Raw genomic sequence first — 23247 nt, 5'->3', positions numbered from 1 at the left:
CACCGACCGGCTCGTCGGCTGGGCGCGCGCCAACGGCCTCACACTGAACACCGTGCTCCAAATGGCCTGGGCCCGAATTCTTTCCGGGCTCACGGGCCGCGACGATGTGGTCTTCGGTCAGACCACCTCCGGCCGCGATGCCTCGCTGCCGAATGCGGAACGCCTGGTCGGCGCGTTGGTCACCACCATTCCGGTGCGGGTCCGAATCGACGAGCGCACGCCCGCTCAGGTCGGTGGCGAACTGCAGCGCTCGGTAGCGCAGCTGCGGGCGCACGAGTATCTGGGCATCGCGGAGATCACGCGGCACGCCGGGGCCGGGCAGTTGTTCGACAGCCTGCTGGTCTTCGAGAACTCCCCGGTCGGCGCGGTCGCGCCGCGCATGCCGATGGGCGGCGGCGCCACCATGACCGCCCGCCGCGTCGACTCCCCGAGCCACTATCCGATCGCCCTCGTCCCGGTGCTGGAGCAGGGCGAGCTGATCTGCCGCGTCGAAACCCGCCCCGACCTGCTCACCACTTTCGACCCCGACCGGATGGCGCGCCGGCTCCTCGCGGTCGCCACCCGGATCGTGGACGCGCGGCAGTGTAGTGCGCTCGACGTGCTGCTCGACGACGAGCCCGCCGTGCTGATCGCTGAATACGACTGTGGTGCAGAGTTTTCCGATACGGCGAAGGAGGCGGTCAGCTCGTCCGATGTGCCCGGCGTACAGGCTTCCGTCGAGCCCGCGCAGGCGCTGCCCGCTGTGCCTGCCGTGGAGGCTACGACGGTTCCCCAGGCATTGCTGCTTGCGGCGCATGCGGCGGCAGACCGGGTGGCGGTGGTCGACGCGGCGGGCGAGCAGAGCTTCGCCGAATTCGGTGTCGCGGTATGCACCCTGGCCGATGAACTGCGGGCCGCCGGGGTCGGCAGCGGCGACGCGGTGGCGGTCATGTTGCCCCGTGACCGCCGAGTCCTCCACGCTCCCTTCGCGATCGGTCTCGCCGGTGCCACCTGTGTCCACATCGACCCGGCCACCCCCGCCGATCGTGTGGCCTATCTGCTGAGCACCAGCGGCGCGCGGATCGTCCTCGCCGATGCGGATCGAGCCGAGGTGCTGACCGAGGTCCGTGCCCAAGGGGCGGAGTGCCGCCACGGGATCACGGACAGCGACGGCCGCCTCCGATTCCCGGGCATCGCTGCGGTTACGGCGGGCGACCGTGATGTGCAGCGAGTGACGATGTCGGCGGATGCCGCGTTCTACGTGGTGTTCACCTCCGGCACGACCGGCAGGCCCAAGGGGGTCGCGGTATCGCATCGCGCACTGCTCAACCACTGGGGCAATCACGAGCGGCGGATCTTCTCGCCCATCGCCGCCGCCACCGGGCGCACGCTGCGCATCGGCCACGGCTGGTCCACCGGATTCGACGCTGCCTGGCAGCCCACGGTCGCGCTGCTGAGCGGTCACACCGTGGTCCTGCTGGGTGACGAGGTGCGCACCGATGCCGAGCGCATCGTCGGCGCCATCGGCGAATTCGGGATCGACATCTTCGACACATCGCCGTCGATGCTGAACCGGCTGATCGCCGCCGGACTGTTCCGCACCGATCCCGAGACCGGATCCGAGCGCTGTCCGCTGGCCGTGCTCGCGCTGGGTGGTGAGGCGATCGGTCCGGACACCTGGCGGCGCCTGCAGGGATTGGCGACCACTCGTGTCATCAACTTCTACGGCCCGACCGAGGCGACCGTCGAGGCGCTGATGGCCGACGTGCACGATCACGCCGCGCCGACCATCGGCCGCCCGTTCGACGGGATGACCGCCGAGGTGCTCGACCATCGGCTGCGGCCGGTGCCGCCCGGTGGGCAGGGCGAGCTCTACCTTTCCGGGCCGCAACTCGCGCTCGGGTATCTGGGGCGGCCCGCCACCACCGCGGCCGCCTTCGTCGCGGCCGAGGCGGGCGAAAGACGTTATCGCACCGGTGATCTCGTGCGCCGGTCCGACGACGGCACCTTCGCCTACGAAGGCCGTGTCGACCGGCAGGTCAAGATCAACGGATACCGCGTCGAACCCGACGAGGTCAGCGTGGTGCTGCGCGAACTCGACGGCGTACGCCACGCCGCGACGCTGGCCTTCACCGAGAACGGGCGGACCCGGCTGGGTGCGCTGGTGGTCGGCGAGGGCACCGTCGCAGGATTGCGCTCGGATCTGGCCCGCCGGCTGCCGCAATTCCTGGTCCCCACCCGCATCGCGTTCGTCGACGAGATTCCGTTGAACCGCAACGACAAACTCGATGTGCACGTGGCGACCGACCTGCTGACCCGCCCGGCCGACATTGCCGCCCGCGCCGAACCGCGAACCGAGACCGAACGCACCCTGCTGGCGCTGATCGAGGCGATGAGCGCGGGAGCGGGGACGCGGGTCGGCATCCTGGACAGCCTGGTGGATCTGGGTATCGACAGCATCGGCGTCATCGATCTGGTGTCGCGGCTGCGCGGCGCCGGTTACCGCATCTCGGCGCGAGAAGTGCTGGCCGCGGCCGATCTTCGCGATCTCGCCGAGCGTCTGGACGATCCGTCCGGGGACGCTCCCGGGAATGCCGAGGTGACGCCGGCGGGCACGGTGCTGCCGCTCACCGCGTTGGCCCAGGAGATCCTCGGACACGGCGATTACCGCTATCTCGCCCAGTCCCAGGTCTTCTCGCTCGATCCGGCAGTCACTCCCGAGTCGGTCGTCCAACGGCTGGAGGCCCTGGCGGTCGCCCATCCCACGCTGCGCTCGCGGCTGGTCACCGGCGACGACGGCCGCGCTGTGCTCGTCGCGCAGGAGCAATCCGGCGCCGCCGAACTGCTCACCGTCGCCGATGGAACCGAAAGGCACAGTGCGGCAAACTATCTCGCTGACACTGTGCAGCGCCTGGACCCCGGCGCCGGCCGAATGATGTCGGCCACGCTGCTGCGCGGAGAGCAACCGCGGCTCGTCCTGTCCATCCATCACCTCGCCGTGGATGTGGTGTCCTGGCTCATCCTGGTCGACGACCTGCGCCGGCTGGAACAGGGCGAACAACCGATGAACGAGGATCGGCCGGAATCGGATCCGATCCCGACGCGGTCCGACGCTCCACCGACGCTGGGCACACCGCTCGGCGGCCGCTACACCGATCCACGCCGCGACCGGTCGGGCAAGGCGATCCGGCGGATCGTGGAACTCGGCCCCGACGACACCGAGGCCCTGCTCGCCCGGTGCGCGGAAACCGATGTGCCCCTGGATGATCTGTTGCTCGCCGCCTGCGCCCGGCTGGTCGCCGATACCGCCGACGCCACCGACCGCATCGCGGTCACCCGGGAATCGCACGGCCGCGACCCCGGCGACGACACCCGCCGCGTCGGCTGGTTCACCGTCGAGGAGACGGCACTGGTGCCGGCGGCCGAACTCGAGACCTGGACTCCGGCGGCCGGCCGTGCGCCGGTCCACGATCGAACCCTGCATGCGCGCGGGCAGATTCGCCTCAACCACCTGGGCCGCTTCGATGTGCTGCAGTTCGGCAGCGGCCCGTGGACGCCGGTGCCGCTGCCGGACCTCACCGCCGAATTCGGTGCGGCCGGACATCCGGATCTGCCGCTGCGCTTCACGATCGACCTCAACACCGCGGTGGTTCCGAAGGATTCGCGCCCGGTTCTGGTCGCGCATATCGACGTGAACTCCGCGGTGCTGGACGAGGCCGGGGCCGACGAGCGCGCCGAGCGCTGGCGCACCATACTGTGTGATTTCGCCTCCGGAATGTCCGAATTCGGCGCCCAGCGACAGGCAGGGTGACAGCTATGGGAGGGAAGGACTGATGACGGTTCAGACCGTGGATCCGGCCGAGCCGGAGGCAGCGCGGCCGGTGCCGCCCACCACGCCCGACGCACCGCTGGAACCGGACCGGGTCGCGATCGAACAGCAGCGCCGCGCCGACGGCCTGGCCCGCAAACAGGTGCTGGCGCCGGTCAACGGTGCGTTGTCGCTGGCGAGCCTGGTCGTCGTGGCCTCCTCGATCTGCGCCGTGGTGCCGTTCATCCTGACCGTCGAGGCGTGCCGCGAACTGCTGTCCGCTCCGATCGACACGGATCGGGTGTGGACGCTGGTGATCGCCGCGGTCGTGGTGCTGGTGCTGCGCGGATTGCTGCAGGCCGCGGCGCTGGTCTGGACCCATATGGTCGACGCGAAGTTCCAGCTCACGCTGCGACAACTGCTGGCGGCCAAGCTGACCCGGGTGCCGCTGGGCTGGTTCACCGACCGCAGTTCCGGTGAGGTGAAGAAGTTCCTGCAGGACGATGTGGAGGCCCTGCACTATCTGGTCGCGCACGCCCGGCTCGAATTCGTCGGCGCGGTGACGGTGCAGGTGGTGGCGCTGATCTACCTGTTCACCGTCGACTGGCGGCTGACCCTGATCCTGCTGATTCCGCTGGTGCTCTACACGCGCGGCCTCGCGGCCATGATGGGTAAGGCGCATCAGGAGCGCTTCGCCGTCTTCGACGCCAACGAACGCGCCATCGAACAGTCCATCATCGAATTCGTCGACGGCATTCAGGTGGTGCGGGCGTTCGGCCGGGCTCGCAAGGCGCACAGCACCTTCCAGCGCGCGGTCGACAACACCGCCGAGAGCCTGCTGGCCTGGAAGACGCCGATGACCAAGCTGCAGTCGGCCGCCGAGATCCTGCTGACCCCGGTGCTGCTCATGCTCGTCGTGGTGGTGGCCGGTGTGGGCTTCGCCGATCTGGGCTGGACCGATCCGGTCGACATCCTGCCGTTCCTGCTGCTCGGCATCGGGCTGGGTGGCGCGCTGCTGGGCATCGGCTTCGGCGGGCAGGCGCTGCGCGAGGGCGGTGCCGCGGCGTTGCGCCTGCACCAACTGCAGCAAACACCCGAACTCGAGGTGCGAGCCGACGCCGAGGCTGCGGATGTGGCCGGCAACGGCGTCGCGACGGGACTCGCGGTCCGGTTCGAGCAGGTGAGCTTCGGCTATCGCGCCGATCGAACCGTGCTGCGTGCGGTCGACTTCGAACTCGCTCCCGGTTCCATCACCGCACTGGTCGGCCCGAGCGGTTCCGGCAAGTCGACCCTGGCCCGGCTGCTGCCGCGCTTCTACGACGTGACCGCGGGGCGAATCACGATCGGCGGCAAGGACGTCCGCGAGTACTCCACCGCAGAGCTCTACCGCACCGTGGGTTTCGTCCTGCAGGACGTGCGGATGATTCGCGGGACGATCCGCGACAACATCGCGCTGGCCCGGCCCGATGCGGATGCGGCCGCCGTCGAGCGCGCCGCGCGCGCCGCCCAGATCCACGATCGGATCCTGGAACTGCCGCGCGGCTACGACTCCGAGATCGGCGTCGACGCGGTGCTGTCCGGTGGTGAGGCGCAGCGCCTGTCGATCGCCCGCACCCTGCTGGCCGACACCCCGGTGCTGGTGCTGGACGAGGCCACGGCCTTCGCCGACCCGGAATCCGAGGCCGCGGTTCAGGACGCGCTCGCCGTCCTGGTCGCCGGCCGCACCGTGCTGGTGATCGCGCACCGGCTGCACACCATCACGGGAGTCGACCGAATCCTGGTGCTGGACAACGGCGAACTCGCCGAAACGGGCGACCACGCCACGCTGTCGGTCGCCGGCGGGCTCTATCAGCGCCTCTGGGAACAGAATCAGGCGTCGGTGGGCGCGCTGACCCGGCGGGGCGCCGATGCCGCGGCGACCGGTTCCGACTCCGAAGGAGAACTGCGGTGATCAGGAAGATCTTCGCCCTCGTTCCGCCGGAACTGCGCCGCTACGTGCCGCGCCATGTGGCTCTCATCGGCGCGGGCGCGCTGGGACAGATCGCGGCCTATCTGCTGCTGATTCCGGTGTTGCAGGCGCTGTTCGACGGCGATTTCGGCCGCGCGTGGCGCTGGACCGCCTGGCTGGCGCTCGCGGTGATCGTCGCCTCGGTGTGCTCGTATCAGCAGCTGCTGGTGGGCCTGCGGATCGGCGTGGGCATGCTGCGCGGCGTGCAGACCCGGCTGGGCGATCATCTGAGCACGCTGCCGCTGGGCTGGTTCGCCACCGCCAACGCCGGCTCCCTCTCGCGGATGGTCGTCGGCGGCGTGCGCGAAATCCTCAGTGTGGTCAACTATCTGATCGCACCCGTGCTGACCGCGGTACTGGTTCCGGTGGGTGTCGCCATCGGGGTCGCCTTCATCGACTGGCGGATCGCGCTGGTGATGCTGATCAGCCTGCCGGTACTGCTGCTGGTCAGCCGCTGGGCGAACACCAGCTACACCCGCGCCGACCGCAGACTCGATGCCGCTGCGGCCGAAGCCAATTCGCGCGTCGTGGAGTTCGCGCAGGCACAGCCCGTGTTGCGGGCCTTCGGTGCGGTGGGCGCGGGCAACCGGGCACTCACCCGGGCACTGCGCGAACAGGAGGCGGCTTCCAAGCGCATGATCGTCGCCAGTGTGCCGGGGCTGATGGTGTTCGCGCTGTGCGTGCAGATCGTCTTCCTGATCGTGGTGTCGGTGGTGGTCGCCCGCGGGACCGGCGGCGACCTCTCCATCCCGGCCACGATCGCGCTGATCGCGGTGACCTCCCGGTTCATCGAACCGATCAACCGGGCCGCGCAGCTGAGCACCGCGATCCGCAGCGCCGCCGACGCCGCCGACCGGATCACGAACTTCCTCGCCGAGCGCGATCTGGCCGAGGCTGCCGAATCCGTGGCGCCGGGTGCGCCGGAGATCGTCTTCGACAACGTCGACTTCAGCTACCGCGAGGGTGAAAAGGTCATCGACGGCGTATCTTTCACCGTGCCGAGCGGCACCACCACGGCCATCGTGGGACCGTCCGGGGGCGGAAAGACCACGCTGCTGAAGCTGGCCTCCCGGTTCTACGACGTCGGTTCCGGCAGCATCACCGTCGGCGGTCACGATGTGCGCCGGCAGCCCTCGGAAACCCTGTTGCGCCAGGTGTCGCCGGTCTTCCAGGACGTCTATCTGTTCAACGAGACCATCTCCGACAACATCCGCGTCGGCAATCCGGACGCCACGACCGAGCAGGTGCGCCGGGCCGCGGAGATCGCCCGGGTGGACGAGATCGTCGACCGGCTGCCCGACGGCTGGGATTCGGCGGTCGGGGAGGGCGGTGCGGCACTGTCCGGCGGTGAGCGCCAACGGGTTTCGATCGCCCGTGCGCTGCTCAAGGACGCGCCGATCGTGCTGCTCGACGAGGCGACCAGCGCCCTCGATCCGCACAGCGAGGCGGCGGTGGTGCGCGGCATTCACGAACTGACGCGGGACAAGACCGTCGTCGTGGTGGCGCATCGGCTCGACACCATCGCCCACGCCGATCAGATTCTGTTCGTGGAGGCGGGCCGGATCGTCGAACGGGGCACGCACGCCGAACTTCTCGAACTCGGCGGCCGCTATGCCGGTTTCTGGTCGGAGCGGTCCCGCGCGACCGGCTGGCATCTGGTGTCGGCCTGAGGATTCGGCGCCGAACGGGCGGCGGTCACGCACCTATGCCGTGACCGCCGCCCGGTGCGTGGTGGCGCCCGGTGGCAGCGTGCGGGTCACCGCCAGTAGCCGCGGGCGGCGATATTATGTTTCGGCAGTTTGGCTTTCAGCGATTTGGTGATTGCGCGCGTGGTGGCGGCATCGCAGGCGGCCCAGCCGAAGGCATCGGGGGAGCAGGTGACCGAGTCGGCCGCCTGCCGCAGCAGCTGGCCGTAGTTGACTCGCTGTACCCAGGTCACCTCGGTCTTCGGTCCGGTGCGCACCGGCAGCGACTGCTCGGACTCCTCCTGCCATTCCAGCCACACCCGGGCCGGCGTCTCGCCGATCGCGTCCAGCAGCGAATTGATCGCCGGCAGTGAGGCGCTGTCGCCGAAGATCAGGAATTCCGACGGAACCGGTTCGGGCACCGCGAATTTCGAGCCCATGACGGTGGCGTCGATCTCGTCACCGACCGTGGCCCGCGCGGCCCACTGCGAGGCCGGGCCGCCGTGGAGCGCGAATTCGATATCGAATGCGTCGTTGCCGGGATCGGGGTCGACGAGGGTGTATCCGCGCTGTTGCAGGTCGCCGTCGTCGTCGGGGAACCAGATGCGGATCCACTGCGTGGGATGGACGGGATGGTCGGCCAGCAGCCCGCCGCCGGTGAAGCCGAGCCGCAGGTACTTGTCGCCGATCTGCCGCACCGAGGTGACGGTCAGCCGGTAGTCGTCCGCGCGCAGTGCCTTGAGGATGACGCCGTTGATGCCTTTGCCCATGGGGTTAGGGTAGCTGGGTTAGGTTAGCCAAACCACACCCCTACGGTAGATGGAGGCTGTGGGCTACTATGCTTCCAGGTTAGGCAAGCCTAGCCTTTGAAGTAGGTGGTGAGGCCCGATTTCCGGCCGGTGAGGAGTTTGTCTGATGCTCGGCAAGGCTGACGTTCGTGACATCGTGGCGGCGGAGCTGGGGATCCAACCCGAATCGATCGGATACGACGACGATCTGGTCGGCCTGGGCATGCATTCGATGAAACTGATGCGACTGGCCGGTCGCTGGCGCAAACAGGGCCACGAGGTCCGCAGTTCCGAACTCGCGCTCTCACCCACGATCTCGGCATGGGCCGAGCTGCTCGGCGCCACCCCCGAACCGGCCCCCGCCGACAGCGGTACCGACTCTGCCACCGACGGTGCGGCATTCACCGAGGGCGAGGAATTCGCCCTCGCCACCATGCAACACGCCTACTGGGTCGGTCGCCGCCAGGACCAGCGGCTCGGCGGTGTCGCCGCCCATCTCTACGTCGAATTCGACGGCCGCGGCCTGGAAGCCGATCGGATGGGCCGCGCGGTCGGCCGCCTGGTACGCCGCCATCCGCAGTTGCGGGTGCAGTTCACCGACGCCGGCACACAGCGCGTGCTGCCCGAGCCGCCGCTCCCGGTGTTCCGGGTGCAGGACCTGCGCACGTCCGACGATCCGGACGCGGAACTGGAACGCCTGCGCCAGGCCAAGAGTCATCAGCGGATGGATGTCGAATCCGGGCAGGTCGTCGACATCACCCTCACTCTGCTGCCCGACGGCGCCCACCGCGTGCACGTCGATGTGGACATGCTCGCCGCGGACGCGTTGAGCTACCGGCGCATTCTCGACGATCTGGCCGCGCTGTACGACGGCGACGCCGATCCGGCCGACACCGTCGGCTACACCTTCCGCGAATATCTCGACGCCAGAACGCGCCACGCGCCGGACAATTCGGCGGCCAAGGCCTGGTGGGAGGGGCGGCTCGCCGATCTGCCCGATATCCCGTCGTTGCCGGTCCTGGCCGAGGACGAGCGCACCGATCCCAGCCGCAGCATCCGGCTGCACCACTGGTTCGAACCCGAGGCCAAGGCCGGATTCGACACACTCGCCCACAGCCACGGCGTCACCCCGGCGGTCGCGCTGGCCACGGTGTTCGCCGAGACCATCGCGCGCTGGTCCGCGCGGCAGCGCTTCCTGCTGAACGTCCCGCTGTTCGACCGGGAGCCGCTGCACGACGACATCGACCGCGTGGTGGGTGATTTCACGAACTCGGTGCTGGTCGACGTCGATGCCCGCGAGCCGGAATCGATGGTCGCCCGCGCCAAGCGCCTGCAGCGCGAATTGCACACCTGCGCCGTGCATTCCGTATACGAGGGCCTGGATGTGCTGCGTGATCTCGGCCGGTCGCGTGGTGGGCCGGTGACGCCGTCGGTGGTGTTCACCTCGGGGCTGGACCTGGGTGAGCTCTTCTCCGATCGGGTCACCGCGCTGTTCGGCGAGCCGGTGTGGATTCTGTCGCAGGGCCCGCAGGTCGATCTGGACGCGCAGGTCGCCGAACTGGGCGGCGGACTGCTGGTCAACTGGGATGTGCGCCGCGACGCCATGCCCGAGGGCGTGGTCGCGGCGATGTTCGCCGAATTCCGCCGCCTGCTGCTGACCCTCGCCGAGCCGGGCGCGGACTGGAACGCACCGCTGTCGATCGACCTGCCGGTGCGGCAGCGCGCGGTGCGCGAGCGGGTGAACGACACCTTCACCGACTGGCGGGCGCGCACCCTGCACGGTGAGTTCTTCGACCGGGCCCGTCGCAAGCCCGAAGCCGAGGCCCTGCGCCGGCGCGGCGGCGCCTGCGACTACGGCGACCTGGCCGATCAGGCGCTCGCGGTGGCCGCCGCGCTCACCGATGCCGGCGTGCGGCCGGGCGATACCGTCGCGGTGATCGTTCCCAAGGGGCATCGGCAGATTCCGGCCGTACTCGGTGTGCTGGCCGCGGGGGCGGCCTACATGCCGATCGGCACCGGTCAGCCGCGCGCGCGACGCGATCGCATTCTGGCCCGCGCGGGCGCCCGGGTCGCGCTCACCGATGCGGCGCTCGACCTGCCGGCCGATGTCACCCCGATCGCACTGAGCACCGCGCTGACGGGTCGTCGTCTCGATCGCGCCTACGCCAGTGATCCGGATGCCGTCGCCTACGTGCTGTTCACCTCCGGATCCACCGGTGAGCCCAAGGGTGTGGAGGTCAGCCATCGGGCGGCCGCCAACACCGTCGACGCCCTCGCGGCGTATTTCGGCCTGGACGCGCACGCTCGCCTGCTGGGCCTGTCGTCACTGGAATTCGATCTGTCGGTCTTCGACATCTTCGCCCCGCTCGCGCTGGGCGGTGCGCTGGTGTGCGTGGACGCCGAAATCGAGCGGGACGCCCGGGCGTGGGCCCGGCTGATCGCCGAACACGAAGTGAGCGTGCTCAATTGCGCGCCCGGCTTGATCGGGATGTTGCTGGACTCGGCCGACGCGCAGGACCTGCGCAGCCTCCGGGTGGTCGTCACCGGCGGCGACCGGGTCGAGGCCGAACTCGCCCATCGCCTGCGCGCCCTGGTGCCCGGCCTGCGTTTCGCCGGTCTGGGCGGAGCCACCGAGGCCGCGATTCATTCGACGGTCTGCGAAGTGACCGAGAACTTCCCGGCCGACCGCGCAGCGGTGCCCTACGGCACGCCGCTGGCCAATGTGGCGATGCGCGTGGTGAACGAGCGCGGCGAGGACTGTCCCGACTGGGTCGTCGGCGAATTGTGGATCGGCGGAACCAGTGTGGCCGACGGCTATCGCGGCGATCCGGAACGCACCGCGCAGCGTTTCGTCGAGTACGGCGGCCTGCGGTGGTACCGCACCGGCGATCTGGCCCGCTACCTGCCCGACGGCACCGTCGACTTCCTCGGTCGCGCCGACCATCAGGTGAAGATCCGCGGCTATCGCGTGGAACTCGGCGAGGTCGAAACCGCCCTGACCACACTGCCGTCCGTGCAGCAGGCCGTCGCGCTGGTGACCGGTTCCGGCCGGTTGGCGGCCGCGGTGCGGGCCGGCGCGGCGGTCACCGCCGACGAACTGCGGGCCGCGCTGCGGGATCTGCTTCCCGCCCAGATGATTCCGGACCTGATCGAAACCGTCTCCGAGATCCCGCTGACTCCCAACGGGAAGATGGACCGGGCGGCGATCCGGCGGCTGGTGGAGGCGGGCGCGCCCGATGCCGGCGCATCCGCGGTGCCGCCGGCGAACGAGGTCGAGGCGGCGCTGGCCTATATCGCGGCGCAGATTCTCGGTGTCGAGACCGTCGGTGTGGAAACCGATTTCTTCGAGATCGGCGGCAATTCGATTCTGGCCACCACGCTGACCGCCAAGGTGCGCGGACTGCTCGCGGTCGAGAAATTCGGTGTCACCGCGGTATTCGCCGGCCGGACGGTGCGCCGCATCGCCGCGCGGTTGCAGGCCGACGAAACCATCCCGGGTCGCTTGGCGCAGGTCTCGCGAATCCTGCTGGAGCTGGCCGAAGTGCCGGTGCCCCAGCCTGATTCGGCACAGGCCGATTCGGCTCTCGCCTCGGCGTGGAACTGAGCCACCGCAGCACAGGCCCCGAGTTTTCGTTGTAGACAGATTGGTTCGTCAGATGCGTTCGCTGGAAGACCTGCAGGTAGCGATGGCCGCTCGGCTCGCCGAGGAGGGTTTGGCCACCGCCGCGGCCGTGCCGGTGCGCCGGAATCCGGAACGGGCGCCGTTGTCGTTCGGACAGCGTTACGTGTGGGCGCATCAGCAGATTTCGCCCGGCAGCTCCGCCTACAACCTGTGCCTGGCGTTGACCTTCGAGGGCGCGGCCGATGCCGAGCCGATCGATGTGGGCGCCCTGCGCACGGCCTTCGCCGCGCTCGTCGAGCGGCACGAGGTGCTGCGCACCACCTATCACACCGATGAGGACGGTGAGCCCTATCAGCGGATCCATTCCGATCTGCCGCCCCGGCTGGTGGAGGAGGATCTGTCCGGTCTCGCCGAGGAGCAGGCCCGGCAGCGGTTGCGTGAGCTGACCGAGGCCGCGGCCCGCGAAAGCTTCGATCTCACATCGGAGTCCTCGCTGCGGGTGACCTTCGTTCGCATATCCGCCGGTGAACTGGTCGCGGTGGTGGTGATTCAGCACATCGCGTGGGACGGTATGACACTGCCCGCGCTCTCGCGGGACGTGGAGAACTTCTACCGGCAGGCACTGACCGGCCCGGTCACGGTGGCGCCGCTGCGGTTGCAGGTCGCCGATTTCGCCGAATGGGAGGCCGACCGGTTCGCCGCCGACGACCATGCCGAGGATATTCGCTTCTGGCGCAACAGCTTCGACGGTGAGCTTCCGGAACTGCAGCTGCCCTACGATCGCCGCCCGGTGGCGGCCACCGAACGCGGCGCCCGCCGCGATCGCCCGCTGAGCGCGGCCGCCGACTCGACGCTGCGCCGCCTCACCGCCGACCTGCGCACCACCCCGTTCTCGGTCTTCCTCGCCGCCTACTATGTCGCGCTGCGCGAGATGACCGGGCGCACCGACATGGTCATCGGCACCACCGTGGCCAACCGCGAAGAGTCCGGGATGGAACTGCTGATCGGCAATCTCGGCAATATGCTCCCGCTGCGCATCGCCGGCCGCGACGATCAGCGCTTCGCCGAGCTGGTCGAGCAGGTGCGCGGCGTGGTCACCGGCGCGTTCGGGCACAAGCATTTTCCGCAGGAAGGCATCGTCCGCGCGGTGAACGCCGCGACCGGCAACGTCGGTTCCCAGCTGTTCGACACGATGGTGCTGTTCCTGCACCAGAAGATCGACGGCCCCCAGCTTCCGGGCGCCACCACTAGCTGGGAGTTGATGGACAACGGCGCGGCCCTGCTGCCGCTGGTGGTGGAGACCTTCATGCACGGTGATCGAACCGACGTCCAGATCACCTATCGCACCGATCTTTTCGATCCCGTCACGATCGATCGCCTGCACGAATACATCGACCTCGTGCTCGCCGCCGCGACCGCCGACCGAAAGGTATCGGAGCTCGCCACGTTGTCGCCGACCGATCGTAAGGCGCTGGCGCAGTGGTCGCACGGCGCCGCGGTGCCGATCGAGGCGGAGACCGCCGACGCGATGATCCGCGCCTCCGCGCGCACCTACCCGGACCGTACGGCCGTGGTGTTCGGCGATATCGAATTGACCTACCGCGAATTCGACAGCCGGGTGAACCGGCTCGCGCGCCTGCTGCTGGCGGAGGGCGTGCGGCCCGGCGACCGAATCGGCGTCTACGCCGAACGCAGTGAGCGGCTGCCGATCGCGTTCGCGGCGGTGCTGCGCGTCGGCGCGGTGTACTTCCCGATCGACCCCAGCTATCCGCTCGACCGCATCGAGTACATGCTCGGCGATGCCGAGCCGGCGCTGCTGCTGATGTCGGCCGACAGCGAGATCGATCTCGAAACCGATGTCGCGGCAATCGATCTCAGCGATACGTCGGTGATCGAACGGCTGTCCGCGCTGGACGGCTCGGAGCTGTCGCCGGTCGAGCTGCCGCGGCCCCTGCATCCGCTCGACCCCGCCTATCTGCTCTACACCTCCGGCACCACCGGCCGCCCGAAGGGCGTCGTCATCCACCACCGCGGTATCGCCAACCATGTGCAGTGGATGCGCGACTACCTCGGCTTCGGCGAGGAGCGCATCCTGCAGAAGGCGCCGATCGGCTTCGACGTCTCGGTCTTCGAGCTGGTGAACGCGCTGTGCACCGGATCGGCGACGGTGCTGCCGCCGCCGCAGTGGTGGCAGGCCGATGTGGAGGCGCTCGCCGATATCATCCACCGGCACCGCATCACGCAGATCTCGTTGGTGCCCAGTGTGGTTCGCGCCTTCATCGATGCGGGGCCGGACGCGGCGCGGCTGCAATCCATGCGCTACGTGTACCTGGGCGGCGAGGCGGTGCCGCCGGCGCTGGTCGCGGAATCGAGCCGCTTCTTCGGCGGTACGGTGCTCGGTCTCTACGGCCCCACCGAGGGGTCGATGGACCTCATGCACGAGGATTTCGCCGGGCGGACGAACACCGAGGGGGCGGCCGGCGCCGCGCTGGAACCGGCGCTCATCGGCCTGCCCGAATGGAATTCGTCGGTCTACGTGCTGGACGAGCGGCTGCGGCAGGTGCCGCCCGGTGTGATCGGTGAGCTCTACCTCGGCGGCGTGCAGCTGGCCCAGGGCTACCATCGCCGCCCCGATCTGACCGCCGGGGCCTTCGTGGCATGCCCGTTCGCCGGTGAGCCCGGAGCCCGGATGTATCGCACCGGCGATATCGTGCGCTGGAATTCGCAGGGCCGCATGGAATATCTGGGCCGGGTCGACGATCAGGTCAAGGTGCGCGGACATCGCATCGAGCTGGGTGAGATCGGCACCGTGCTGCGCCGCGTGCCCGGTATCGCCTCCGCCGTCGCGATCACCGTGCCGCAGGGCGAGCCGAGCCACGACCTGGCGCTGGTGGCCTACTATGTGCCCGAGGCGAATTCGGAGTTCGCCACCGCCGGCGACGCCGAGAACACCGAGCGCATCAAAGCCGCACTGGCGCAACGCCTGCCGGAATATATGATCCCCACGGCACTGGTGAAATTGGCGGCACTGCCGCTGACCGCCAACGGCAAACTCGACCGCCGCGCATTGCCGCAGCCGGATCTGGGTGGCAGCACCGGGCACGGGCGGGAACTGCGCGAAGGCGCCGAAACCGCGGTCGCGGAGGTGGTGCGCGCGGTGCTGCACCTCGGCGATACCACCGCGCTGGCGGCCGACGACGATTTCCTGGCCCTGGGCGGCGATTCCATCAGCGCGATCCGGATGGCGTCGACGTTGAAGAAGTACGGATTGCTGATCACCACCAGCGCGCTGTTCGAGGCGCGCACGATCGCCCGCATCGCCGCGGCGTGCGAGCCGATCGCCGAAAGCAGCGGCCCGGTCCTGATCGAGGCGGAGAGCCCGGCCGGCTGGATCCCGCTCAATCCCATCGCGGCGCTGCTCACCGAACAATCCGACGACTACCGCTCCTACACCCAGGCCACCGCGGTCGTCGCGCCCGCGCACAGCACTCGCGAGCAGATCGCCGAGGTCGTCTCGGCGCTGGCCGCACGCCATCCGATGCTGCGTGCCCGGCTCGGCACCGATCCCCAGGGCGCCACGGCGTATTACGTCCCGGAACCGGACGAGCCGACCGTCGCGCCCGCTTTCGCCGAGGTCGTGATCGATGACGAGAACTGGGACCGCACCGCGGGTGCGCAGCTGAATGCGCAGTTGGCCGAGCTGAGCGCGCAGCTGAACCCCGGCGCGGGCCGCATGCTCGCCGCCGCCTGGGTGCACTCCGCCGACGGAACCCAGGGGCGGCTGCTGCTGGTCGTCCACCACCTGGTGGTCGACGGTGTGTCCTGGCGTGTGCTGCACGACGATCTGCGTGGACTGTGGGGTGTCGCGGCCACGACGGTCGAACCGCAGCCGGGGACCTCGGTCAAGACCTGGAACACCGGCCTGGCACAGGTGGCGAACAGCGACGCCGTCCTCGCGACGCTGCCGTACTGGCGCGCGGCCGTAGAAGCAGTGGATCCGCTGCTCGGCAGTCGCGCCCTGGATCCGGCCGTCGACACCGTCGCGACCGTGCGTGAGATCACCGCCACCCTCGACGCGGACGATACCGCGTTCCTGATGAGCACGGCCACAACGGCTTTCGGCTGCGATTTTCTCGACATCCAGGTCGCCTCGCTCGCGGTCGCGATCCATCGCTTCCGCCGCCGCCGCGACCGGGACGCGGATGCGGTCGCGGTGACGATGGAACGACACGGCCGGGTCGAAACCCTCTTCAGCGGAGTGGATCTCGCGAACACCGTCGGCTGGTTCACCACCACCTACCCGGTCTCGCTGCGCATTCCGGAGGCGGGCGAGCAGGTCGAATCCGCGGTGAAGGCGGTCAAGGAGCAACTGCTCGCGGTGCCCGAATCGGGGATCGGTTGGGGACTACTGAGCTGGCTCAACCCGGAGACCCGCGCCGAGCTGGCCGGTTCACGCTCGCCGCAGGTGAGTTTCAATTACATGGGCCGATTCGCCGAATCCGCCGCGGACCGCGACTCGGTCCGAACCTGGGACGCCGCACCGGAATTCGGCTATCTGGGTGGTCATGCGGATCCGGCCATGCCCGCCCCGGCGCTGCTGGACGTCAACACCGTGGCACTGGCCGACGGCGACAGTGTGCGTTTGCACGCCTCCTTCCGGTTCCCGGCGGGTCCGCTGTCCGAGGACGAAGCCGGCGAACTGGCCCAGCTGTGGGCCGAGGGTCTGGGCGAACTCGTGAAGACGGTGCGCGACAACCCGATTCGCCGCCTCACGCCCAGCGACGTGGTCGCCGACGAGGTGACCCAGCCGGATCTGGATCGCTGGCAGGCGCTGTATCGCGGATGCGTGGACATCCACCCGCTGGCCCCGCTGCAGGCCGGTCTGTATTTCACCGCGCTCGGGTCCGCGGGTAACGACGTCTACAACGTGCAAACGCTCATCGGGGTCCGCGGCGAACTCGACCTGCCGCGGCTGTCCGCGGCCTTCGACACCGCGCTCAACCGCTATCCCAATCTGCGCGTGTCGATTTCGGTGTCGCATGCGGGACAGCCCTATGCGGTGGTCGCCGACCACATGAGCATTCCGGTGCGCGAGATCGACTTCGCGGATCTGCCGGACGCGCAGGAGCGGCTGCACGACTTCTTCCGGGCCGACCAGGCGGAACATTTCGACCTCACCCAGGGTCCGCTGCTGCGGGTCACCGTGGTGCATCTGCCCGGCAACCGGCACACGGTCGTGCTGACCTCGCACCATCTACTGACCGACGGCTGGTCCGGGCAGCTGCTGCCGCGGGAGATCTTCGCCGAATACGCCGGGCGCGGGGGCGAGCCGCTCGGCGATCCGGATACCTTCGCGCGCTTCCTGCGCCTCACCCGGGACCGGGAGGAGGCCACCGAGGCGGCCTGGCGGAACTACCTCGAGGATGTGCGACCGTGCCTCGTCGCCCCGGCACGCACGCCCGACAGCGGCGGCGTACCGGAGGGGCGCACGTTCGTTCTCGACGACGACACGGTCGCGCGTGCCACCGAAATGGCCGCCGAGCAGGGCGCCACCTTCAGCCTGGTCTGCCAGCTCGCCTGGGCCAATGCGCTGCGATACGTCACCGGCGACCAGGCAACGGTTTTCGGCGAGGTGGTGTCGGGCCGGCCCGCCGACCTCGACGGCGTCGACCATGCGGTCGGCTGCTTCGCCAACACCGTTCCGGTCGCGATCGACCTGGCCGGCGACCGTACCTGGCGCGACCATCTCGCCGAGATGCAGCGGCATCGGGTGGATCTCATGGAGTACCACCAGTACCGGCTCACCTCGGCGATGCGGGCGGCGGGACGGTCGGGCCCGGCGGCGCGCAAGCTGTTCGACAGCATGTTCGTCTTCCAGTCCTATCCGCCGGGCCGCGACGAACTGGAAACCTCGTTGCGCGAGGGCGGTTTGGAGCTGGTGTCGTTCGAGGGCGGCGGCGCCACCGACAACGCGCTGCTGCTGATGATCTTCCCGGCCAATTCCCTGCTACCCGGCGACGGAGTGCGGGCAGTGGTGTTCTACGCCGAGGACAGTTTCGAGGCCGACGACGCCCGGATCATCGAGACCGCGTTCCGGAATACGTTGCGCGCCATCGCCGAACAGCCCGACCGCGCCGTCGCGGACACCACCGTGCTCGACGACGAGGATCAGGGCTTGCTGGTGATGCGGCGGATGTGGCAGTGACAGATATGAGGAGTCAGACGAGCATGGCAGCACCCGGTTGGATCCGGCAGTTCCACGCACCGCGCGGGGCGAGCGCACCGTTGATCATCTGCCCGCACGCGGGCGGCGGCGCATCGACCTATCGGCCCTTCTCGAAGCAGTTGCGCGACCATTTCGACGTCGGTGTGCTGCAGTACCCCGGCCGCCAGGACCGCGCTCGCGAGGCCGCGCTGCGGACGCTGCCGGAGATCGCCGAGGGCGCCTTCGACGAGTTCGCGCTCTCACCGTGGAACCGCGACGAGCCGATCACGGTGCTCGGCCACAGCATGGGGTCGATCGTGGCCTTCGAATTCGTCCGCATCGCCGAATCCGAAGGCGTGCCGGTGCGATTGCTGGCCGTCTCGGGTGCGGTTTCCCCGTCGCGGGTGGCCGAGATGCCCAACCATCCCACCGAGGACGAACAGTTGCTCGACCATATGGCCGGGCTGGAGGGCACCGGCTCGGATCTGCTCGGCAATCGCGACCTGATGCGGATGGCGCTGCCCGCATTGAAGGCCGACTACGCCGCCTTCGACCGCTATACCTGCCCGCCGGACGTGCGGGTGCAGGCTCCCGTGCAGGCGATGGGAGGCAGCGACGACGAGTACGTCACCATGGGCGACCTCTACGGCTGGCGGCAGCACACCGAATCGCAGCTGGCGGTATCGATATTCGACGGTGGCCACTTCTATCTGCACGACCACGTCGAGGGCATCGCGGAGCTGCTCGTCGCCGAGATGGAGACAACAGCGTGAGCGATGCGGATCCCATCGTCGTCAGCGGCCTCGCCGTCGAGACGCCCGGCGGCATCGAGACCCCGGGCCAGTACTGGGCGGCGCTGTCGCAGGCCCGCGATCTGACCGGGCCGTTCCCGCGCGACCGCGGCTGGCCGCTCGCCGAACTGCTGAACCTGTCGCGCCACGACGGCTGGGCCGCGGTCCGCGACGCGGGCGGATTTCTCGATCGCGCAGCAGAATTCGATCCGATGTTCTTCGGCATCACACCGCGCGAGGCGGTCGCGATGGATCCGCAGCAGCGGGTGGCGCTGCGGGTGGCCTGGCGGGCACTGGAGAACGCCGGCATCAATCCCGCGGCCGTCGACGGTGACGAGGTGGGCTGTTATATGGGCGCCTCGCCGACCGAATACGGTCCGCACAGCGCCGAGGTCAACGACTATTCGGGCTATCGTGCGGCCGGCGCGGCGCTGGGAGCGGTGGCCGGGCGGATCTCCAACTGCCTCGGCCTCGGCGGCCCGTCGATCGTGGTCGACACCGCCTGTGCCTCGTCACTGTCGGCGCTGCATATGGCGGCGGCGGCGATCCGCGCCGGGGAATGTGACTGGGCGCTGGCCGGTGCGGTCTGTGTGATGGGTTCGCCCGCCGCGTTCTTCGAATTCTCCAAGAACAACGCGCTGGCCGCGGACGGGCAGTGCAAACCGTATTCCGATGCCGCCGACGGCACGCTCTGGGGCGAGGGCGCGGGGGTGGTCGTGCTGGAACGCGAATCGCGGGCCCGCGCGGCCGGTCGCCGGATCTACGGCCGGTTGCTCGCCACCCGGGTCAACCACAACGGCGCCGGAGCGCCGATCGCCGTGCCGAGCAGCCGCGCGCAGGAGCGACTGATCCGCGCGACGGTTGCGGCAGCGGATATTTCACCCGAGGTCGTCGGCATGATCGAAGGCCACGGCACCGCGACGGCGGTCGGCGATCCGCTGGAACTCGAGGCGCTGGACCGCGTCTACGGATCGGGCTCCGCGCGCCTGGGCTCGGTGAAATCGAATCTGGGCCACGCACAGGCGGCGGCGGGCATGCTCGGGCTGATCAAGGTGCTGCTCAGCGGTCTGCACGGACAGATCGCGCCGACCCGCTTCGCCGACAATCCGACCGGCAAGGTGGATTGGGACGCGACCGGCTTGCGGCTGGCGGCGAAACTCGAGCACTGGCAGCCGCACGACGGCGTGCGCTACGGGGCGGTGTCGTCGTTCGGGGTGTCGGGCACGAATGCTCATGCGCTGCTGGCCATTCCGGCCGAAGAGGAGAGTCATGTCTAGCTACCGCCTGCCCGACGGCAGCGTCCCGATCCTGCTGTCCAGCGACAACCCGGACCTGCTGGGACCGGAGGCGGCCGCCGTCGCGGACTACCTCGCCGACCATCCCGAGGTGACTCCGGACCGCCTGGCCGACATGCTGTTTCGCACCCGCTCACCGCGCCGCCATCGCGCTGTGGTGATGGCGGATGCGCAGACCGATGTGATCGCCGCGCTACGTGCCGTCGCCGACGGCCGACCGCATCCGGCGGTGGTGCGATCGGAGCGCGCCGCGACCGCGCAGCGCGTGGCCTACGTCTTTCCCGGCCAGGGCAGCCAGCGCCCCGGTATGGGCGCGATGCTCTACGAGCACTCGTCGGCCTATCGCGATGCTGTCGACGAGTGCGACAAGGTCTTTCACGATCTCTACGGCTGGTCGCCGCGCCCCTATCTGCTCGAGGCCGGGCAGGAGGCCGACGACAAGGCGCTGACCGTGCAACCGGCGCTGTTCGTGCAGATGGTCGGTGTGGCGGCCATGTGGCAGGCCGCCGGGGTCGGCCCGGGTGTGACGGTCGGGCATTCGCAGGGTGAGATCGCCGCCGCCTACGTCAGCGGGGCGCAGACCCTGCGGGACGCGGTCCGAATCGTCACCACCCGGGCGCGGATCGTCGACGACCGTCAGCTCAGCGGCTATTCCATGGCGGTGCTGGGCATCGACCGCGACGAGTGCGAGGACCTGATCGCACGCCAGGCCGATTTCGTGGAGTTGTCGGTGATCAACTCCCGCCACATCATCGCGATCTCCGGGGAACGCGACGCCGTCGTCACCATCGTCGAATCACTCAATGCCGCAGGGAAATTCGCCAAAGAGATTCGCGTCCGATATCCGGCGCACACCTCCTATGTGAGTGCCGGGCGCGAGTTGCTGGCTGCCACGGTCGGTCCGGAAATGGACAACCACGCCTTCATCGACACCGAGATCGACTGTATCGGCGCCACCATGGGCGACCGCCTCCATCCGGGGCTGTCCATCGTCGACTACTGGTATCTGAACCTGCGTAACCGGGTGCGCTTCGACCTCGCGATCCGGAAAGCCGTGGACGCCGGGGCGAGCACCTTCATCGAGATTTCCGAACATCCGACGCTGATGCTCGCGATTCAGGAGAATCTGTCGGAAATTCCGGGGCAGCGGGAATTTCAGATGTTGGGCACCTCGCGCCGGACCGCCGAGGATCTGCGGGAGTTCACCCGCAATCTGGCGACCGTCGCGGTGCACGACGCGAACTATCGGTGGGAGGCGCTGCGCGAACCGGGCGACGGCGGTGTGCCCGCGCTGCCGCTGCTCGATTTCCCCAATACGCAGATGAACGCCAAATCGCTGTGGGCGCCGTTCGATTACGCTCACACTGTCGAAAAGAGCTCCACTGGAAGCGATTCCGACGATTCCACGGTCGCCCCGCAGCGGGTGCTCGAGACCTGGACCAGATTGCGGCGGCGCACGATGGTGCCGCCGCGGACCCTCGCGGTGGTCGATCCGAGCGGCGCCCACGCCGAACTCGCGGCCGCCGTCCGAGCGGCCGCGCCCCGCCAGGGCGCCACGGTGATCGAGGCGGGTACCGGCGCGCGGCCCGACACCCTGGTGGTGCTGGCCCCGCCCGCGTCGCCGGACGGTCCGGTGCACGATGTGTCCGAATTCCTCGGGGACCGCGGCTGGTTGGCCGAACTCGACGGCATCGGCGATATCTGGCTGGTGACCGGCGGCGGCGAACAGGTCGTCGACTCCGATCTGCCGGATCCGTTCCATGCCGCCGCACAGGCCGGATTCCGTTGTCTGGCAGCCGAACACATCGGCGTCGCCTTCCGGCACGTCGATCTCGGCGCCGGGACCGATGCCGCCGCGGCGGCGAAGGCGCTGCTCGGCGCGATCCATATCGCGGTGGAGCCGGAATTGGCCGTGCGCGACGGCGGCTACTACGCGAAACGGCTGATCCTCGACGACACCGCGGGTGATCTTCCGCCGCACGGGGAGGAACTGCGCGAGGTCGTCATCGTCGGCGGCACCGGCAAGGTGGGGCTCGACTTCTGCGAGCAGTTCGCCGCCGCGGGCGCGGGCCGCATCACGGTGATCAGCCGGTCCGGCGGTTCGGCCGCCGCCGCGGCGCGCATCGCCGAGATCGGCGCCCGGCACGAATCCGAGATCGTGGTGCGCCGCTGCGACGCCGGTGACGCAGACGCACTCGCCGACCTCGCGGCGGACTACACCGCGAGCCCGGCGACTCTCGTCGTGCATGCCGCCGTGGATTACGACGCCGCGGCCGCCGATCCGGATCCGGCGGCCATTCGCGCGGCCGCGAACGCCAAATCCGTCGTGCTGCACAACCTCACGCGTATCTTCCCGCGCACCGACGACGGTCGCATCGTGGTGTGCTCGTCGCTGTCGGCCACACTGGGCGGGCGCGGGCATATGGTCTACTCCGCGATCAACCGGATGCTGGACGCGCAGGCCGCGCACTACCGGGCCGAAGGCATCCGATGCTCGGCGGTGCAGTGGGGCCTGTGGCGGGCGGTCGGCGCCGACCATGCCGAAGCGCTGGCCCGCATCAGTGGCACCGGATTGCTGCCGATGGACCCGGCGGTGGCGGTCGCCGCCGGTTTCGCGCCACGCGCGGCCACTGTGCTGGTCGCCGCCGCCCAGTGGGGTCGCATCCGAGATCTGTTCTCGGTCTTCGGTTTCGCGCCGCTGTTCGCCGAACTACCCACCGACGAACCGGAGCCGGAGGCGGCTACGGTGGCCGAACCGGTGACCGAACCCGAGCCCGCCGCCGACACGGCCGCCGCGCGCGGCACCGCCGACACCGTGCGCGATGCCCTGCGGGTGGTGATGGGGTTGGAACCGAGCGAGGCCGTTGACGGATCGGTCCCGCTGGTGGCGCTGGGCCTGGATTCGCTGCAGGCGCTCGACCTCCGCAAGCGGGTCGAGGCCGAATTGCGGCGGGATCTCCCGGTCACCGCCATTCTCGGCGGCGCCTCTCTCGACGAGGTGGTGGCGCTGCTCGGTTGAGGCCGAGGCGGTGGAGTTCATCGAATTATCAAGTTAGCCTTACCAAA

9 protein-coding genes are annotated in these 23247 nt (G+C 69.4%); 8 read left to right on the top strand and 1 reads right to left on the bottom strand.

Annotated features, from left to right (window positions below; all coding sequences use genetic code 11):
- From NN2_RS26035 to NN2_RS26025, 3 genes are all read left to right on the top strand, one after another.
- A partial coding sequence (locus tag NN2_RS26035) for an AMP-binding protein (protein WP_063016728.1) occupies positions 1–3790 on the top strand: 3790 nt, incomplete at its 5' end.
- A 22-nt stretch (positions 3791–3812) separates the two neighbouring features.
- On the top strand, positions 3813–5738 hold the full coding sequence (locus NN2_RS26030) for an ABC transporter ATP-binding protein (RefSeq protein ID WP_063910876.1): 1926 nt from the start codon (positions 3813–3815) through the stop codon (positions 5736–5738).
- Positions 5735–7465, top strand: coding sequence for an ABC transporter ATP-binding protein (locus NN2_RS26025; RefSeq protein WP_063016726.1), 1731 nt, complete (start codon positions 5735–5737; stop codon positions 7463–7465). Before NN2_RS26030 ends, NN2_RS26025 begins: the two co-directional genes overlap by 4 nt.
- Before the next feature lie 86 nt (positions 7466–7551).
- Here NN2_RS26025 and NN2_RS26020 read toward each other — a convergent pair whose 3' ends face one another.
- The gene (locus NN2_RS26020) at positions 7552–8250 is read right to left on the bottom strand and encodes a siderophore-interacting protein (RefSeq protein WP_063016724.1); all 699 of its coding nucleotides are present in this window, start codon (positions 8248–8250) and stop codon (positions 7552–7554) included.
- Between the two features lie 145 nt (positions 8251–8395).
- Between NN2_RS26020 and NN2_RS26015 the strand changes: the two genes are divergently transcribed.
- The 5 genes from NN2_RS26015 to nbtC are packed head-to-tail and all read left to right on the top strand — an operon-like array spanning position 8396 to position 23200.
- Positions 8396–11872: a non-ribosomal peptide synthetase gene (locus NN2_RS26015; RefSeq protein ID WP_063016722.1), complete on the top strand. Its 3477-nt coding sequence runs from the start codon at positions 8396–8398 to the stop codon at positions 11870–11872.
- 52 nt (positions 11873–11924) lie between these two features.
- Complete coding sequence (locus NN2_RS26010; protein ID WP_063016720.1) at positions 11925–18095, top strand: non-ribosomal peptide synthetase; 6171 nt, start codon at positions 11925–11927, stop codon at positions 18093–18095.
- A gap of 23 nt (positions 18096–18118) precedes the next feature.
- Positions 18119–18868, top strand: a complete 750-nt coding sequence (locus NN2_RS26005; protein ID WP_063016718.1) for a thioesterase II family protein — start codon at positions 18119–18121, stop codon at positions 18866–18868.
- A complete protein-coding gene (locus NN2_RS26000) occupies positions 18865–20163 on the top strand; it encodes a beta-ketoacyl [acyl carrier protein] synthase domain-containing protein (RefSeq protein ID WP_063016716.1) in 1299 nt (432 codons plus the stop codon). The genes NN2_RS26005 and NN2_RS26000 overlap by 4 nt, the downstream gene beginning before the upstream one ends.
- Positions 20156–23200 carry a nocobactin polyketide synthase NbtC gene (gene nbtC, locus NN2_RS25995; RefSeq protein WP_063016714.1) on the top strand — a complete coding sequence of 1015 codons (3045 nt, stop codon included), beginning with the start codon at positions 20156–20158 and terminating at the stop codon, positions 23198–23200. Before NN2_RS26000 ends, nbtC begins: the two co-directional genes overlap by 8 nt.
- The last annotated feature ends 47 nt before the right edge of the window (positions 23201–23247 follow it).

The sequence above is a fragment of the Nocardia nova NBRC 15556 genome, from assembly GCF_001613005.1.
GTDB lineage: Bacteria > Actinomycetota > Actinomycetes > Mycobacteriales > Mycobacteriaceae > Nocardia > Nocardia nova.
Note: the sequence above shows the minus strand (reverse complement) of the source record. Positions and strands in the feature narration are given on the sequence as shown.